General features: G+C 68.2%; 13 protein-coding genes. 7 read left to right on the plus strand and 6 right to left on the minus strand.

Going from position 1 to position 15,989, the window contains the following annotated elements:
* Positions 1–42: 42 nt before the first annotated feature.
* From B7R21_RS04420 to B7R21_RS04435, 4 genes are read right to left on the minus strand one after another with little or no spacing between them, the layout of a single operon-like run.
* On the minus strand, positions 43–1,068 hold the full coding sequence (locus B7R21_RS04420; protein ID WP_116282036.1) for an AAA family ATPase: 1,026 nt from the start codon (positions 1,066–1,068) through the stop codon (positions 43–45).
* The gene (locus B7R21_RS04425; RefSeq protein WP_116282037.1) at positions 1,065–2,372 is read right to left on the minus strand and encodes a DUF4350 domain-containing protein; all 1,308 of its coding nucleotides are present in this window, start codon (positions 2,370–2,372) and stop codon (positions 1,065–1,067) included. The genes B7R21_RS04420 and B7R21_RS04425 overlap by 4 nt, the downstream gene beginning before the upstream one ends.
* Positions 2,369–3,019: a DUF4129 domain-containing protein gene (locus tag B7R21_RS04430; RefSeq protein ID WP_116282228.1), complete on the minus strand. Its 651-nt coding sequence runs from the start codon at positions 3,017–3,019 to the stop codon at positions 2,369–2,371. The genes B7R21_RS04425 and B7R21_RS04430 overlap by 4 nt, the downstream gene beginning before the upstream one ends.
* A gap of 13 nt (positions 3,020–3,032) precedes the next feature.
* Positions 3,033–4,244, minus strand: coding sequence for a hypothetical protein (locus B7R21_RS04435; RefSeq protein ID WP_147305799.1), 1,212 nt, complete (start codon positions 4,242–4,244; stop codon positions 3,033–3,035).
* 228 nt (positions 4,245–4,472) lie between these two features.
* Between B7R21_RS04435 and mtrA the strand changes: the two genes are divergently transcribed.
* From mtrA to secA, 6 genes are all read left to right on the plus strand, one after another.
* Positions 4,473–5,159, plus strand: a complete 687-nt coding sequence (mtrA, locus tag B7R21_RS04440; protein WP_116282039.1) for an MtrAB system response regulator MtrA — start codon at positions 4,473–4,475, stop codon at positions 5,157–5,159.
* Between the two features lie 17 nt (positions 5,160–5,176).
* Positions 5,177–6,826, plus strand: a complete 1,650-nt coding sequence (gene mtrB / locus B7R21_RS04445; RefSeq protein ID WP_253259630.1) for an MtrAB system histidine kinase MtrB — start codon at positions 5,177–5,179, stop codon at positions 6,824–6,826.
* Entirely contained in the window at positions 6,823–8,496 is a 1,674-nt protein-coding gene (locus B7R21_RS04450; RefSeq protein ID WP_116282040.1) for an LpqB family beta-propeller domain-containing protein, read from the plus strand. Before mtrB ends, B7R21_RS04450 begins: the two co-directional genes overlap by 4 nt.
* A gap of 109 nt (positions 8,497–8,605) precedes the next feature.
* Positions 8,606–9,409, plus strand: a complete 804-nt coding sequence (locus B7R21_RS04455) for a ComF family protein (RefSeq protein WP_172592050.1) — start codon at positions 8,606–8,608, stop codon at positions 9,407–9,409.
* Positions 9,410–9,513: 104 nt separating this feature from the next.
* Positions 9,514–10,230 carry a ribosome hibernation-promoting factor, HPF/YfiA family gene (hpf, locus tag B7R21_RS04460; RefSeq protein WP_116282042.1) on the plus strand — a complete coding sequence of 239 codons (717 nt, stop codon included), beginning with the start codon at positions 9,514–9,516 and terminating at the stop codon, positions 10,228–10,230.
* Between the two features lie 154 nt (positions 10,231–10,384).
* Positions 10,385–13,240 carry a preprotein translocase subunit SecA gene (gene secA, locus B7R21_RS04465; RefSeq protein ID WP_116282043.1) on the plus strand — a complete coding sequence of 952 codons (2,856 nt, stop codon included), beginning with the start codon at positions 10,385–10,387 and terminating at the stop codon, positions 13,238–13,240.
* 84 nt (positions 13,241–13,324) lie between these two features.
* Here secA and B7R21_RS04470 read toward each other — a convergent pair whose 3' ends face one another.
* Positions 13,325–13,711, minus strand: a complete 387-nt coding sequence (locus tag B7R21_RS04470) for an Rv3235 family protein (RefSeq protein ID WP_116282044.1) — start codon at positions 13,709–13,711, stop codon at positions 13,325–13,327.
* A 230-nt stretch (positions 13,712–13,941) separates the two neighbouring features.
* On the opposite strand from B7R21_RS04470, the gene B7R21_RS04475 reads away from it, so the two are divergent.
* Positions 13,942–15,435 (plus strand): sensor histidine kinase, encoded by a 1,494-nt coding sequence (locus B7R21_RS04475; RefSeq protein ID WP_116282045.1) that lies wholly within the window; start codon positions 13,942–13,944, stop codon positions 15,433–15,435.
* 83 nt (positions 15,436–15,518) lie between these two features.
* On the opposite strand, the gene B7R21_RS04480 is transcribed toward B7R21_RS04475, so the two are convergent.
* Entirely contained in the window at positions 15,519–15,767 is a 249-nt protein-coding gene (locus B7R21_RS04480; RefSeq protein ID WP_055808652.1) for a WhiB family transcriptional regulator, read from the minus strand.
* Positions 15,768–15,989 lie beyond the last annotated feature (222 nt).

Consider the following 15,989-nt stretch of genomic DNA (forward strand, 5'->3'; position numbering starts at 1 on the left):
GCCGGCTCTGCTGCCGGGCATCCGCCGAACCAGTGTTCTCCATCAGATCGGCACCTGCACCTGCGACAGCACACCGCGGAGGATCGTGTCGACCGACACCCCCTCGAGCTCCGCCTCCGGTCGCAACTGGATGCGGTGCCGGAGCACGGGCAGCACCATCGCCTGCACGTGGTCGGGAGTGATCGACGAGAACCCGTTCAGCCAGGCCCACGCCTTCGCTGAGGCGAGCAGCGCCGTGCTCCCGCGCGGGCTCACGCCGAGCTTCACCGACGGGCTCTGCCGTGTGGCGCGCGCGAGGTCCACGGTGTAGGCGAGCACATCGGGTGCCGCGCCGACCCGGGCGGCCGCTGCCTGCGCCTGGTGAAGCTGGGCCGCGCCGAGCACGGGGCGCACGCCCGCAGCGGCGAGGTCGCGCGGGTTGAAGCCGGCCGCATGCCGGGCCAGCACCTGGATCTCGACATCGCGCTCAGGGATCTCGAGCGTGAGTTTCAGCAGGAACCGGTCGAGCTGCGCCTCGGGCAGCATGTAGGTGCCCTCGTACTCGATCGGGTTCATCGTCGCCGCCACCAGGAACGGGTCGGGCAGCGGCCGCGACATCCCGTCGACACTCACCTGGCGTTCCTCCATCGCCTCCAGCAGAGCCGACTGCGTCTTCGGGGGTGTGCGGTTGATCTCGTCGGCGAGCAGGATGTTCGTGAAGACCGGCCCGTCCCGAAACTGGAACTCGCCCGAACGGGCGTCGTACACGAGCGAACCGGTGACATCGCCCGGCATCAGGTCGGGCGTGAACTGCACCCGTTTCGTGTCGAGGCTGAGTGCCGCCGAGAGCGAGCGCACCAACAGCGTCTTCGCGACGCCCGGAACGCCTTCGAGCAGCACATGCCCCCGCGCGAGCAGCGCGATGAGCAGCCCGGTGACCGCGCCATCCTGCCCCACGACGGCTCTGCCGACCTCGGTGCGCACACGCAGGAGCGCCTGCCGGAGTTCGTCGTCGGATGCCCGGGGTGCCGCGCCCGGCGCCGGATCGGTGTTCGCTGCTGGTGTCTGGTTCGGCGGGGTGTCGCTCATGACCGGCTTCCTGTGGGAGGGGAGGGGGGAGAAGGTGGGGAGGCTGGTGTGCGTCCGACCGCGACCTGCACGCGGCGTTCGATCACCGACAGCTGGTGCGAGAGTTCGAGCAGCTCGGCGTCGGTTCGGGGGAGCCGGTTCACGAGAATTCCGGCAACGTCGGCAGCCGCGAGTTCGGCGACGGAGGCGACGGCGTCCACGACCTCCGGCAGCGTGGCGGAACGGGGGAGGCCGAGCAGCCCGGAGAGCCTCGTCACGGTGCCGATCCGCAGGGCATCCAGAGCCCGGGTGCGCGCGTTCGAGCGCGCATACAGCCGCGCACGACCCGTGACGGTCTCTGAGCCGCGAACGATAACCGGCAGATTCTCGACCACCACGGGCCCGAGCCTGCGGCCCCGCCAGAGTGCCGCGGCCAGGAACACCACGACCAGGAGCAGAACGAGCGGGGTGACCCAGCCGGGCGTGAGGGCGCCGAGGCTCGGGGGGCCCGTCTGGGAGAGGTCGGCCGCCGAGGGCAGGTACCAGACCAGCTGGTCGACGCCGCCGAGGAGGCCGAGCGCCACGCTCGCGTTGCCGGCCTCGAGGATGTGTTCGTTCGTAAGGATTCCGGATGCCCCGAGCACCGTCACGACGGAATCTCCCCGCTGCTCCTCGACGAGTGAGAAGCCGCCGTCACCGGCCGGAAAGCATCCGGCACCGGCACCGCCGCTGCCGGATCCTCCCTCTAACCGGTACCCGCTCCCCGACGTGGAGATCGTGCCGGCGCGTTCGGCCACGGGCAGTGCGCAGCCGGCGTCGGCGACGGAGGGAGAACCGACCACACCTGTCACCGAGACGCCGGGCGCGAGGGCGTCGAGTGTGAAGATGTCCGGTTCGACGAGCACGATCCGGCCGCCGAGCGCGGCGAGGTCTGCCGTGCGGTCCACGGGCAGGAAGCTGTTCGGGTCGTAGATGAGCACGGTCGGATCGCCGCCCGCCCCGCTCGCGCGGGCGTCGGCCACCGCCCGCACCGCCGCGTCGAGCGAGTCCGCCGTCGTCACCGTCACGCCCTGCTGGCCGAGCACCTGGGCGACCGCCTTCGCGCCGGTCGGGGCTGCGCTCGTCGTCGACATGTCTGAGCCGCCGTCCGCGCCGGAGACACCGCGGATGAGCAGCAGCACCAGGCTCGCGATCACAAGGAGCACGCCGGCGCCCAGCCAGAACGACCAGCGGCGGAAGAAGACCCGCACGGTGGGCGTCGACGTCGGCGGTGGTCCGGGCGTCACCGACGGCGGGGCGGTCGCACCCGCCTTCAGGGCGGTCACCGGGCCCCGATCCGTTCACGTCCCGCCGGAACCGCATCCCGCAGCGTCGCCTCGAGCGCCACCAGCTGCTCGTACGACTCGAGGGTCCCGGATGCCCCCAGGTACCGCACCTCGTCGAACACCCTCGCAGCCGACGCGAGCCGCCCTGCTTCGCCCGGGTACGACACGGCCGCGCGCAGAGCGACGTCCTGCGCCGTGCTGCCCGGATCGATGCGGATGACCGTGCGTTCCGCCTGTCGCCGTGCAAGAGACCGGTAGAGCTCTTCAATCGCCGTGCGATAGTCGCCCGACCGGGCCGCCTTCACCGCGGACGCCCGCAACTCAGCCGAGCTCCGCCGGTCATCCGACCCGAACAGGGAGCCCAGTTCCACGGGGGCCGAGCGGTTCCGGCGGGGACGCCCGAAGACGATGAAGGCCACCACGATGAGCGCGACCAGAACGATTGTCGCGAGCACCGGGAGGATGCCGCCGAAGTCACCGCCCGACGGCAGAACCAGACTGTTGAGCCAGTGCTCCACCGCCGATGCGGCCTGGTCGAGCCAGGTGGGTTTCGCCGACTGGTACTCGGGCCTGCCCAGTTCGCCCTGGAGGAGCTGGCGGGCATCCGGGGCCGAGGGATCGACCGGCACGTCGCCGAGAAGGAACACGACCGGGCCGCCCTCAGGCCCGCCCGGCAACCCGGAACGGATCCTCGTCAGCGTCTTGGCGCGCGCTCTCCCGGGCCTCGACGAACCGGATCAGTTCGAGATCGAGCCCCTCCTTGCGGATGCGGAGGTCGACGTAGATGACCGACACCGTCGCCGCCTGCACCACGGAGCTGATCGCGCCGAACACGAGCTGGATGACGCCGATCACCAGGTAGAGGCCGCCGATCAGCAGTATGTCGGACGGGAACCCCGAGCCATCCGTTCCGTTCGGTGCAAGCACGCCGACGCCGAGCCCGAAGATCAGGCTGATCGGCTGGACGACCACCTGCGACGCCACCGACACGATCGCACCGACGAGCCACTCGGTGCCGAGCGTCCGCCAGAAGTACCGGTCGGTCAGCCGCCACGACCGGGCGATCGCCGCCCGCACACCGGCCCGTTCGAGCACGATGACGCAGGGTACGAGCGACAGCTTCGTCGTGAGCCAGGCCGCCAGCACCGCGAGGGCGAGGAAGGCGAGGATGCCGAACACCACCGCCAGCACGGCCCCGACCGTGCCGATGAAGGTCAGCAGCACGATCACGCCGACCACGGCGCCCAGCACGACGACCGCGACGGCGGCCTGCAGGAGCGTCCAGAGGGCGAGCGGCCAGATGCGGCGGGCAGCGGCTCGCCAGAGTTCGCCCAGCCGGCGCTTCTCGCCGAGGATCTCCCGCGACACTTCGATGACCAGGATGCTCTGCAGCAGGGCGCTCGTGATGAGGGCGACGGCCAGCGGAATCAGGGTGCTGAGCAGCACGATCGCCGTCGATCCGGCCTGGATGGAGTCGTAGTCGGCTGCCGAGGCGGAATCCACCCGCGTGAACGCGAGCAGCGCGGCGCCACCCACGATGACCGCAGTGACGAGACCGATCGCGAACTGGATGATCAGGGCGCTGCCGAGCGTCGCCCGGGGGTTTCGGCGGAGCACCTGGAACGGCGCTCCGAGCAGTGTGCCGAAGCTGAGGGGCCGGAGCGGCACGAGCCCCGGCTTCGGCGGCGGCGCCCACTGCTGCTGCCCCGGGTACTGCTGCTGCCCCGGCTGCCCCGGGTACTGCTGCTGCCCCGGGTACGGCTGCCCCGGCTGGGGCTCGGGAGGGTACGGCAGGGGTGACTGTCGACCGAAAGCCGGAGGCGCTTCGACAGGCGGAACCCCCGCCGCCCATCCATCGTTGTTCTCGCTCACCGGTCAATGCTCGCACACCGCCGAGCGAGCATCCCGGCGGAAAGTGCGCCACATGGCCCCCACGGTGTCCGTTCGCGACAAAAACTCACTTGGACGACGCAGTGATGTCGTCCATGGGGAACATCGTGACGGTGACGGCAGGCACCCCGACAGCTCGAACGGGCACTGAACGCCCGGAGGGGACTGCCTCGCAGCCCTCCCCGGGCCCGCTCGACTATCCTCTACAGCATGGATGCTCGCATACTCGTGGTCGATGACGACCCCGCGCTCGCCGAGATGATCGGCATCGTGCTGCAGACCGAGGGTTTCGAGCCGATCTTCTGTGCCGACGGCTCCGAGGCGCTCGCCGCGTTCCAGCAGTCGAAACCGGAACTGGTGCTGCTCGACCTCATGCTCCCGGGGCTCGACGGCATCGAGGTGTGCGCCCAGATCCGGGCGGAGTCGGGGGTGCCGATCATCATGCTCACCGCGAAATCCGACACGATGGATGTGGTGAAGGGGCTGGAGTCCGGCGCCGACGACTACATCGTGAAGCCGTTCAACCCGAAGGAACTGGTGGCGCGCATCCGCACCAGGCTGAGACAGAACCCCGTGAACGCCCCCACCAGCGGAGTGCTCCGGATCGGCGACCTCGAGCTCGACATCGAGGGGCACGAGGTTCGCCGGGGCGCCGGTCGCATTAACCTCACCCCGCTCGAGTTCGACCTGCTTCAGGCGCTCTCCTCCAAACCCCAGCAGGTATTCACCCGCGAGATGCTGCTCGAGCAGGTCTGGGGCTATCACTACAAGGCCGACACGAGGCTCGTGAATGTGCACGTGCAGCGGCTGCGGGCGAAGGTCGAGGAAGACCCCGACAACCCCCGTATCGTCATGACCGTGCGGGGTGTCGGTTACCGGGCCGGCGCCGTCATCTGACGTGACGGCCCCCTGACGTGACGGCGGCGGATGCCCGGCAGGGCCGGAGCCACATCGGACCCTTCCTGGCGAGGGAGTGGCGCGCCTGGCCGCGGCAGTTGCGGGGCGCCTGGCGCCAGTCGCTGCAGTTCCGCACGATCGTCATCACCATCGCCCTCACGACGGTCGCCCTGCTGGGCGCGGGCATCTACACCTCGGTCAGCATCGGCAACGACCTGTTCCATTCGCGCCTGAACCAGGTGCTCGCCGACTCCAACCAGGCCGCCCAGGCCGCCCAGACCATCTTCGATGCCTCCGATTCCACGTCGGAGACCTCGGTGAGCACATTGCTGAACTCCGCGCAGTCGAAGATCACGTCATCCTCGTCGTCGCGCCTCATCGCCATCCTCACAGCGCCGGGCAACGACCAGGGAACCACCTCGTTCCTGCCGTTCGCGAGCCCCGCTCTGAATGCCAAGGGCCTGATCTCCGACTCCCTGAAGGGCCAGGTCACCGGCGGCGACGGAACCCAGACCCAGTACTGGCAGTCTGTGGCGCTGCCGAACAGCACCGGTGGCACCGACCCGGGCATCATCGTGGGGACCCCGCTCACCATCCCGAGCGCCGGCCAGTACCAGCTCTATCTCGGCTACAACCTCGCCGACGCCGGCCAGACCCTCAGCTTCGTGCAGCAGACGCTCTGGATCGCCGGCCTCCTGCTCACTCTCCTGATCGCTGTGGTGGCCTGGGTGATCGTGCGGCTGGTGATCGAGCCCATCCGCATCACGGCCGAGACCAGCGAGCAGCTCGCTGCGGGCCGGCTGGAGGTGCGCATCCCCGAGAAGGGCGACGACATCCTCGCCACGCTGGCGCGCTCCTTCAACGGCATGGCCGACAGCATGCAGGGGCAGATCACCCAGCTCGCCGAACTCTCCCAACTGCAGCAGAGATTCGTGTCGGATGTCTCGCACGAACTCCGCACGCCCCTGACGACCATCAGACTGGCCGGTGACATGCTCTACGACCAACGCGACACCTTCGAACCGGCGATCGGCCGCACCGCGGAGCTGCTGCACACCCAGACGGTTCGTTTCGAGATGCTGCTCGGAGACCTGCTGGAGATCAGCCGGTTCGACGCCGGATCCGCCGACCTGAACGTCGAGTCGACCAACCTCGTGCGCCTGGCAGAGGACGCGGTCGACCAGATGCAGCCGCTGGCCGCCTCGGCGGGCTCCGAGATCCGTGTCTTCGCCCCCGGCGGCTATGTCGAAGTCGAACTCGACGCGAGCCGCATCCGGCGCATCCTGACCAACCTGCTCGGCAATGCGATCGAGCACGGCGAGGGGCGGCCGATCGTGGTCTCGGTCGACAGCAACGTGTCCTCCATCGCCGTGGCGGTGCGCGACTACGGCATCGGCATGAGCCCCGACGAGGCCGAGCGCGTGTTCGAGCGCTTCTGGCGGGCGGACCCCTCCCGAAAGCGCACCATCGGTGGCACGGGCCTCGGCCTCGCGATCTCGCTCGAAGACGCAGCTCTTCACCGGGGTGCGCTCGAGGTGTGGTCCGAGAGCGGTGCGGGCAGCTGCTTCCGCCTCACGCTGCCGCGCATCCACGGGCATTCCGCCGGAACGTCGCCGCTGCCGCTGCCGCCGGAAGACGCGGGCCAGCCATACGGGGAGATCCAGTGAGGGCCGGGCGCCTGCGGGCGACAGCCGTGCTGGCGGTGGCCGTCGCCGCCGTTTTCGCGGTCTCCGGATGCACGGGCATCCCCGACAGCGGGGGAGTGCACGCCCAGCCCGCGAGTTCGGCACCCGACGACATCGACGTGATCCTGCTGCCGCCGGGGCCGGTGCCTGATGCGAACCAGACGCAGATCCTGAACGGGTTCCTGCAGGCCGCGGCGAGCCCGCAGAACGACTACGCGGTCGCTCGGAGTTTCCTCTCCACGGGTTTCCAGAAGCAGTGGGATCCGAACGCGGGCGTTCTGATCGATGCGGGACAACTCTCTTTCACCACCCAGTCCGACACCGCGATGAGCGTCAGTGTGACTCCGCAGGCCGAGGTGGACGGTATGGGGGACTACGTCGAGAACTCGTCGACCGCGGCCGTGACGATCCCGTTCCAGTTCACGCAGGAAGACGGCCAGTGGCGCATCAACCTGGCCAACCCGGGCATCATCCTCGAACAGACACGGTTCAACCAGGTGTTCAGTTCGCACTCCCTCTACTTCTACGATCCGACATACACCTACCTGGTACCGGATGTGCGGTGGTTCCCGAAAGACGAGACGACCGGTACGCGCGTGGTCAAGGCCCTCCTCGCGGGCCCCACGGCGTGGCTCGGACAGGGCGCTGTCGTCACCGCCTTCCCGGACGGCACCGAGACGTCGTCTGTGGTGGTGTCGTCGGGCAAGGCGAACGTCGACCTGTCGAATCAGGTGCTCACCCAGACGCCGGAGGCGCAGCAGCGGATGCAGGCACAGCTCGATGCCTCGCTCGGGTCGGTGGCGTCTGTCGCCGCGGTCGCGATCACTGTCAACCAGGCCCTGCTCGCCATTCCCGCGGGCGTGGCCCCGGTGTTCGCGCCGCGGGTCGATTCGAAGGCGCTCGTGCTGCAGTCGGGGGCCTTCGGCTACCTCAGCAGCAGTGCGCTCGTGCCCATTCCCACGGTGAGCGACAAGGTGCAGGCGCTCGCCCCTCTGTCGGTGACCTCGTCGTCGAAGGTGCTGGCGGTCGGTACCGCGACCGGCGTGTTCGCCGTGCAGTCGGGCGACAACCAGCCGGTGCTGGTCGACAGCCGGCCAGGGCTGCTGGCTCCGACACTCGACCCGTCAGGGTACGTGTGGACCGTTCCCGCAGGCGCGCCCGAGGCGGTGCAGGCCTACGGCAGCGACGGTTCCGTGCATCCGGTGGCGGTCGATTGGGATGGAGCCTCCTCCATCGTGTCGCTGGATGTCTCCCGCGACGGCACCCGGGCACTGGCGTTCACCCTCACAGACGGCGCTCCGCGGCTGATCGTTGCCGCGATCATCCGCAACTCGGCCGGGGCGCCCGAGAGGCTGGGAGACCCGGTGACTCTCGCGTCGGGCTCGGGAACGCCCCTCGACGCGACCTGGGTCGACTCGTCGAATGTCGCGTCGCTCACCGTGACGTCGGGCGGTGACGACAGGGTGGTTCTGCAGGAGATCGGTGGCATGAGTTCGCCACTCGGCATTCCGACGAACGGTGCTTCCCTCGCGGGGTCGAACGACGTGACCGGGCTCTGGCTGCTGACCTCGACGGGTGAGCTGCAGCAGCAACGCGGAAGCGGCTGGCAGACCACGGCGAAGTCGGTCTCGCTCCTCGCCACGCAGACCTGATCCATCGCGCTTCCCGTCTTCTCCTCCACAGGCCCGGGCCGGGCGGAGTTCTCCACCGATCGCACGGATGCCCGTTTCCCTCACCGGTGCCAGCGGAAGAGTGGGGGCCATGAACCTTCGAACCCTTTCCTTCCTGAAGACCGCCGTCGGCCGGGCGCTCGCGGCAGCCGTGGCCGTGATGCTGCCGACCGAGTGTGTCGGGTGCGGAGCACCCGACAGCGCGCTCTGCGCGGTGTGCAGCGAGACGATCGGGGCGTCGCTGCCGCCCTCGTCTGTTCCGCTGCCCCCGCCCGGCGCCCGATCGTGCGCACTCGTCATCGAGATGCCTCCCGAGCCGCCGCTCCGGGTGTGGGCGGGCACGCCCTACGGCACAGTGGTGAGTTCGGCGCTCTCGGCGTTCAAAGAGTCGGGCCGAACCGATGCCGCCCGTTCTCTGGCCCGCGTTCTCGAATCGGCGATCCTGGATGCGCGAGCTGAGCTCGAGGGCGGGTTGCCTCCGGGCGCGGTGCTCGAGCTCACGGTCACACCGTCGTCACGCGCCGCGTTCCGCCGGCGTGGCTACCACCCGGTGGAGCTTCTCGCGGCGCGGGCGCGCGGGGTGCTCCCGCTCGTGCGCACACTGCGGGTCGCCCGGCCCGTCGTTGACCAGGCCGGCCTCGGCAGAGAGGCGCGGAGGGCGAATCTCAGCGGATCCCTGGAGGTTCGGAGCAAGCTCTCAGGGGCGCTCGACGGGCGCCATTTCCTGGTCGTCGACGATGTCATCACGACCGGTTCCACGCTGGTGGAATGCCGCAGGGCGCTGGAATCAGCGGGTGCGACGGTGTGGGGTGCGGCGACGCTCGCTTACACGCCGAAGCACCGCGGAGCATCCACCGTGCGTCCGCTGGGCGAACGGGAGGGGCAGATGGGATGAACGGATGACACGGGGTGCTCCAGAGCACTACGGTGGGGGAAAAGGCGCGGAAGAACTCGCTTTGGTTCCAGGGCGGCACGTCTTTTTGAGACTAGGAGATTGCCATGGAGATCAACATCACGGGCCGAAACCTAGGGATCACCGATCGATTCCGGAGCTACGCGACCGAGAAGGCCGAGAAGGTCTCGCACCTCGCCGACCGGGCACTCGCCCTCGAGATCAAGGTGTGCCGGCACAGTTCTGCGAACGCCTCCGGTGGAGACGACCGGGTCGAGCTCACCCTCATCGGGCCCGGGCCGATCGTTCGGGCGGAGAGCGCGGGCAGCGACAAGTACGTGGCCTTCGATCTCGCGATCGCCAAGCTCCTCGAACGGATCCGGCGCGCGAAGGACCGCAAGAAGGTTCACCGCGGACAGCACCGGCCGGTCTCGCTCCGTGAGGCGTCGATGACCGACTTCAATCTCACCGACCTGAAGCCTGCCGAAGCCGAGGTGCTCGCCCAGGTGAGCACGGGAGCCGTGCAGCCGGCGCCGGCCGCGGTCGGTGCGGCAGAGTCCGAGTCGATCGATCCGGTCGAGGAGGCCTGGTCGCCGGTCGTCATCCGCACGAAGGTCTTCGCGGCGGCCCCGATGACGGTGGATGACGCGCTCTACCTGATGGAGCTCGTCGGGCACGACTTCTACCTCTTCGTCGACTCGGAATCCGGAAGGCCGAGTGTGGTCTACCGCCGGAAGGGCTGGGACTACGGAGTGATCGGGCTCGATGACAGCGCGTCGGCGCTGCTCGTGGATGCCCGCCAGGCTGAAGGAGTTCTCTCGTAGGGATCTCTCCCGCAGTATGGAGACGGACCGAGCTGGGGGGTGCGGCGCTGAGGCGCCGCACCCCCCAGCGTTCGTTGGACAGACCCTCAGGTACGACAACTAGTATTGCTATGATTACCGGCTGGATCATGGCTGGTTCGGTAGGAGATTCAACGTGGCTTCAGTTTTGGAAAAGGTCCTTCGTGTCGGCGAGGGCCGGGTGCTTCGTCGCCTCGAGAACTACGCGAAGGCGATCAACGCCCTCGAGGAGGACTTCACGCACCTCACAGACGAGGAGCTGAAAGACGAGACACCGCGGCTCCGAGAGCGCTTCGAAGACGGCGAGAGCCTCGACCATCTCCTCCCGGAGGCGTTCGCCGCCGTGCGTGAGGCCTCGAGGCGAACCCTCGGCCTCCGGCACTTCGACGTTCAGCTCATGGGCGGCGCGGCCCTTCACCTCGGCAACATCGCCGAGATGAAGACCGGTGAGGGCAAGACCCTCGTCGCCACGCTCCCCGCCTACCTGAACGCGATCGCCGGCAAGGGCGTGCACATCGTCACGGTGAACGACTACCTCGCCAACTACCAGAGCGAGCTGATGGGTCGCGTCTTCCGTGCCCTCGGCATGACGACAGGCGTCATCCTCTCGGGCCAGACTCCGCCCGAACGCCGCGACCAGTACGCAGCCGACATCACCTACGGCACCAACAACGAGTTCGGCTTCGACTACCTGCGCGACAACATGGCGTGGCAGGCGAGCGACATGGTGCAGCGGGGCCACAACTTCGCGATCGTCGACGAGGTCGACAGCATCCTGATCGACGAGGCGCGCACGCCGCTGATCATCTCCGGTCCCGCCTCGGGTGAGGCGAACCGCTGGTTCACCGAGTTCGCATCGATCTCGACCCGCCTCACGGCCGGCGACGACTACGAGGTCGATGAGAAGAAGCGCACCGTGGGCATCCTGGAGCCCGGTATCGAGAAGGTCGAGGACTACCTCGGCATCGACAACCTCTACGAATCCGCCAACACGCCCCTTATCTCGTTCCTCAACAACTCCTTGAAGGCCTCGGCCCTGTTCAAGAAGGACAAGGACTACGTCGTCATGAACGGCGAGGTGCTGATCGTCGACGAGCACACCGGTCGCATCCTGGCCGGGCGCCGCTACAACGAGGGCATCCACCAGGCGATCGAGGCCAAGGAGGGCGTGGTCGTCAAGGCCGAGAACCAGACCCTCGCCACGGTGACGCTGCAGAACTACTTCCGTCTCTACGACAAGCTCGCGGGCATGACCGGTACGGCCGAGACCGAGGCCGCCGAGTTCATGAGCACCTACAAGCTCGGCGTCGTCGCCATCCCGACGAACCGCCCGATGCAGCGGAAGGACCAGTCTGACCTGGTCTACAAGAACGAGCAGGCCAAGTTCGAGCAGGTCGTCGAGGACATCGTCGAACGGCACGCCACCGGCCAGCCTGTGCTGGTCGGAACGACGAGCGTCGAGAAGAGCGAGTACCTCTCGCGCCTGCTGGCCAAGAAGGGCGTGCGGCACGAGGTGCTGAACGCCAAGAACCACGCACGGGAGGCCGCGATCATCGCCCAGGCCGGTCGACTCGGCGCGGTCACCGTGGCCACGAACATGGCGGGGCGCGGCACCGACATCATGCTCGGCGGCAACACCGAGTTCCTGGCCGTGACGGAGATGAACTCCCGCGGTCTCAGCCCGGTCGACACCCCCGACGAGTACGAGGCCGCGTGGGACGACGTCTTCGCCGAGGTCAAGTCGGGTGTCGAGGAGGAGGCCGAGAAGGTCGTCGAGGCCGGCGGTCTCTACGTGCTCGGCACCGAGCGTCACGAGTCGCGCCGCATCGACAACCAGCTGCGCGGTCGGAGCGGTCGCCAGGGCGACCCGGGTGAGAGCCGGTTCTACCTCTCGCTGACCGACGACCTCATGCGCCTGTTCAACGCCGGAGCCGCGGAGAGCCTGATGGGTCGGGGCAATGTGCCCGACGACCTCGCGATCGAGTCGAAGGTCGTCTCGCGCGCCATCCGCAGCGCCCAGTCGCAGGTCGAGGGCCGGAACGCAGAGATCCGCAAGAACGTGCTGAAGTACGACGACGTTCTGAACCGGCAGCGCGAGGCCATCTACGGTGACCGCCGCCACATCCTCGAAGGCGACGACCTGCACGAGCGTGCACAGAAGTTCCTGAAGGACGTCGTCGAAGACGTGCTCGAGACCCACGCGGGCGAGGGCAACGGCGACGACTGGGACTTCGACGCCATGTGGACCGAGCTGAAGACGCTCTACCCGGTGTCGATCTCGATCGACGAGGTCGTGGCCGAAGCCGGTAGCCGTGGCAAGATCAGCCGGGAGTTCGTCGGCCGGGAGATCCTGTCCGATGCGCAGATCGCCTACCAGAACCGTGAGGCGACGCTCGGCGAGGCCGCGATGCGCGAGCTCGAGCGGCGCGTGGTGCTCACCGTCATCGACCGTCGCTGGCGAGACCACCTCTACGAGATGGACTACCTCAAAGACGGCATCGGCCTGCGGGCGATGGCGCAGCGCGATCCGCTCGTCGAGTACCAGCGCGAGGGCTTCGCGCTCTTCCAGCAGATGATGGGCCAGATCCGCGAAGAGGCCGTGGGCTTCCTGTTCAACCTCGAGGTCGAGGTGAACACCCCGGCAGGTTCTGTGGATGCGCCGAGTGTGCAGGCCAAGGGTCTCGAGAGCGGCAGTGCCAGCGTGGAGCAGCTCAGCTACACGGCGCCGAGCGACTCCGGCGGAGTCGAAGTGCGGAACCAGCGCGGACAGCTCGAGCAGGCCGCCACGGCTCTCGCCCAGCGCGCAGAGGCCGAGGGCAATCCGCTTGCTCCCGGTTCGACGCCCGTGCCTCCTGCGGCGAAGAACCCGCCCCGCGGCCAGGCTCCGCGGAGCCAGCCCACGACCACCGGGGCCTTCGGCCAGAAGTCGCCCGTCGGAGCGCCGCCCGCGGTCAACCGTGCCGACCGTCGGGGCCAGGGCAAGAAGAAGTAACGGCCAGACCGAGCGCCATCCACAGGGCCCCGCCATGCACCTGCGCAGGCGGGGCTCTGTCGCTCCGGGCTCGTCGAGGCCCGCTCAGAGCACGTTGATCGCGCTCGCCCGCCACCTCGTCTCGAGCCGTTCGAGGCGGAGCGCCACAGCCCGGGTGCGCGCCTTGCCGTGAACGATGACCACCCCTTCGATGACACCCGGCGCCGGTTCGCTGTGCACCGTTCTGCCGATCGTGAACGTCGGCCTGATCAGCCGCTCGCCCTTCACCTGCCGCGCCCGGGCGGAGAGAACGACGCGCTGCATCAGATGGTGGTACACATCTTCGGACACCCAGCGGGCGACCTGGTCGAGGTCGCGTACCCCGGCCAGCACCTCCAGCACGCACAGTGTCAGACTCTCGAGGATGCTCTGCGTCTCGGTGAACGGCTGATCGGTGTCGATGAGGTCGACGACTGCGGGGAACGAAATCATGGTGTGCGGCTCCGGTGGATTTGGTCGAACGGCGCACGACAGCTGGGTCTGCTGGCGGGAACCGCGACGACTGAACATTTATCAGGTTCGGGTGTTGTCATGAAAGCAGGGGAACCCACAGGTGTCCAGAGCGGCCCCTGCTCTGTGGAAAGAAAGCGCTGAGGCCGGGCCCTGTGGAGGACGTGTGCGACGTCGCAGAGCACTCAGCCGGGGAGCCGTAGGCTAGAGGCGTGTCAACATTGAGCGATCTCGTCCTCGCGCAGGGCAATTCCACCGAAGCCGACGTCGAGTGGCTGCATCTCCTCGTGGGTGACTGGCAGCTCCTCGCCGACCTGGCCTTCGCCGACATCGTGCTGTGGGTTCCGTCGAAGGACGGCAGCTTCGTCGCGGTGGCGCACGCACGGCCATCCAGTTCCGCGACTCTCTTCTACCGCGACTTCGTCGGGCAGGCCGTCAAAGCCGAATGGCGGAAGCAGGTCACCGACGCTTTCGAGAGCGCCCAGATCGTCGACACCGCGGCTCCCGACTGGTACGAGGAGACGCCGACCCGTGTGCGGGCCGTACCGGTGCTCCGGCGGCTCTCTCACACCGACATGAAGACGACAGACAACCCGATCGCGGTCGTCACCCGGCACACGAACCTGAGCGAGGCGCGCACGCCGAGCCGCCAGGAGCTCACCTTCAACGAGTGCGCCAACGATCTCTTCGCGATGATCGCGGCGGGGGACTTCCCCGACCTCGGTGCCCCCACAGGTCCACGGAGGGGTGCTCCCCGCGCATCCGACGGCCTGATCCGGCTGGACGCAGACGGCATGGTGACCTTCGCGAGCCCCAACGGCTTGTCAGCGTTCAACCGCATGGGCTACACCGAGGAACTCGAGGGCCAGGCGCTGGCCGAGGTGACGACGATCCTCCTGAACGGCACACTGGTCGTCGACGAGTCGCTTCCGCTCGTGGTCACCGGGCGGGCGCCCTGGCGCACAGACATCGATGCGAAGGGTGTGACAGTGTCGCTCCGCGCGATCCCTCTCCGCACCCGTGGCCAGCGCTTCGGCGCGATCGTGCTGTGCCGCGACGTCACCGAGCTGCGCCACGACGAGCGTGAGCTGATCACCAAGGATGCGACCATCCGGGAGATCCACCACCGGGTGAAGAACAACCTGCAGACGGTCGCGTCGCTGCTGCGCATCCAGGCCCGTCGCACCCACTCCGACGACGCGAAGGATGCCCTCTCGCAGGCCATGCGCCGCGTCGCCGCGATCGCGGTCGTGCACGACACGCTCTCGGAGGGGCTCAGCCAGAAGGTCGACTTCGACGTAGTCTTCGAGCGCGTGCTCATGCTCGTCACCGAGGTTGCCTCGGCCCACAACACGACCGTGCATCCGAAGTTCAGCGGGAGCTTCGGCGTGCTGCCGAGTGAATACGCGACACCTCTCGCGCTGGCTCTCACAGAGCTCGTCACCAATGCGGTCGAACACGGGCTCGCCGGCCAGGAGGGTCAGGTCGAGATCGTCGCCTCGCGGTCGGAGGAGACGCTCACCGTCGAGGTGCGGGACACCGGATCCGGTCTGCCGGAGGGCAAGGTCGGTTCGGGGCTCGGCACCCAGATCGTGCGCACCCTCATCCAGGGCGAACTGGGCGGAATCATCGACTGGCACACCATGGTGGGAAGCGGAACGGTCGTGACGATAGAGATCCCGTTCCGCTGGCTGAAGAAGCGCTGAAACCCTCCACCCGCCGGCTGTGGCCGGGCGGAGGGAGGGTTCCAGTGGTTGACCGGAATCCGGTCAGTCCTTCGTCGTGAGACCTACGAGGCGCGGCGTGCGCGAGCGGCGCGGCGCTTCAGGGCGCGGCGCTCGTCTTCGCTGAGGCCACCCCAGACGCCGGAGTCCTGGCCGGTCTCGAGGGCGTACTGCAGGCAGACCTCGGTGACGGTGCATCGGGCGCAGACGGCTTTCGCCTTGTCGATCTGGTCGACTGCCGGGCCGGTGTTGCCGACGGGGAAGAACAGTTCGGGGTCTGCAGTCAGGCATGCGGCCTTGTCGCGCCAATCCATGCGGGGTACTCCTTTGGGGTAATGCGTATGCCTCGGTCGAGCGACCTAAGATTCGGGTTCAGACGACGAGCAGCGGGAGAGGACGCGAATTGTGGATGAACCACGGCACGCCAAGACCAGCATCGGGTGCATAGGGATTACTCTCACGTCGCACCCCCACGACATTGTGAGCAACAATCGACCTCAAATATGGTCGCATACTGGTAGAGGCAAATCAAGGAT

This window comes from Subtercola boreus, from assembly GCF_003399625.1.
In the GTDB taxonomy this organism is placed as follows: Bacteria; Actinomycetota; Actinomycetes; order Actinomycetales; family Microbacteriaceae; genus Subtercola; species Subtercola boreus_C.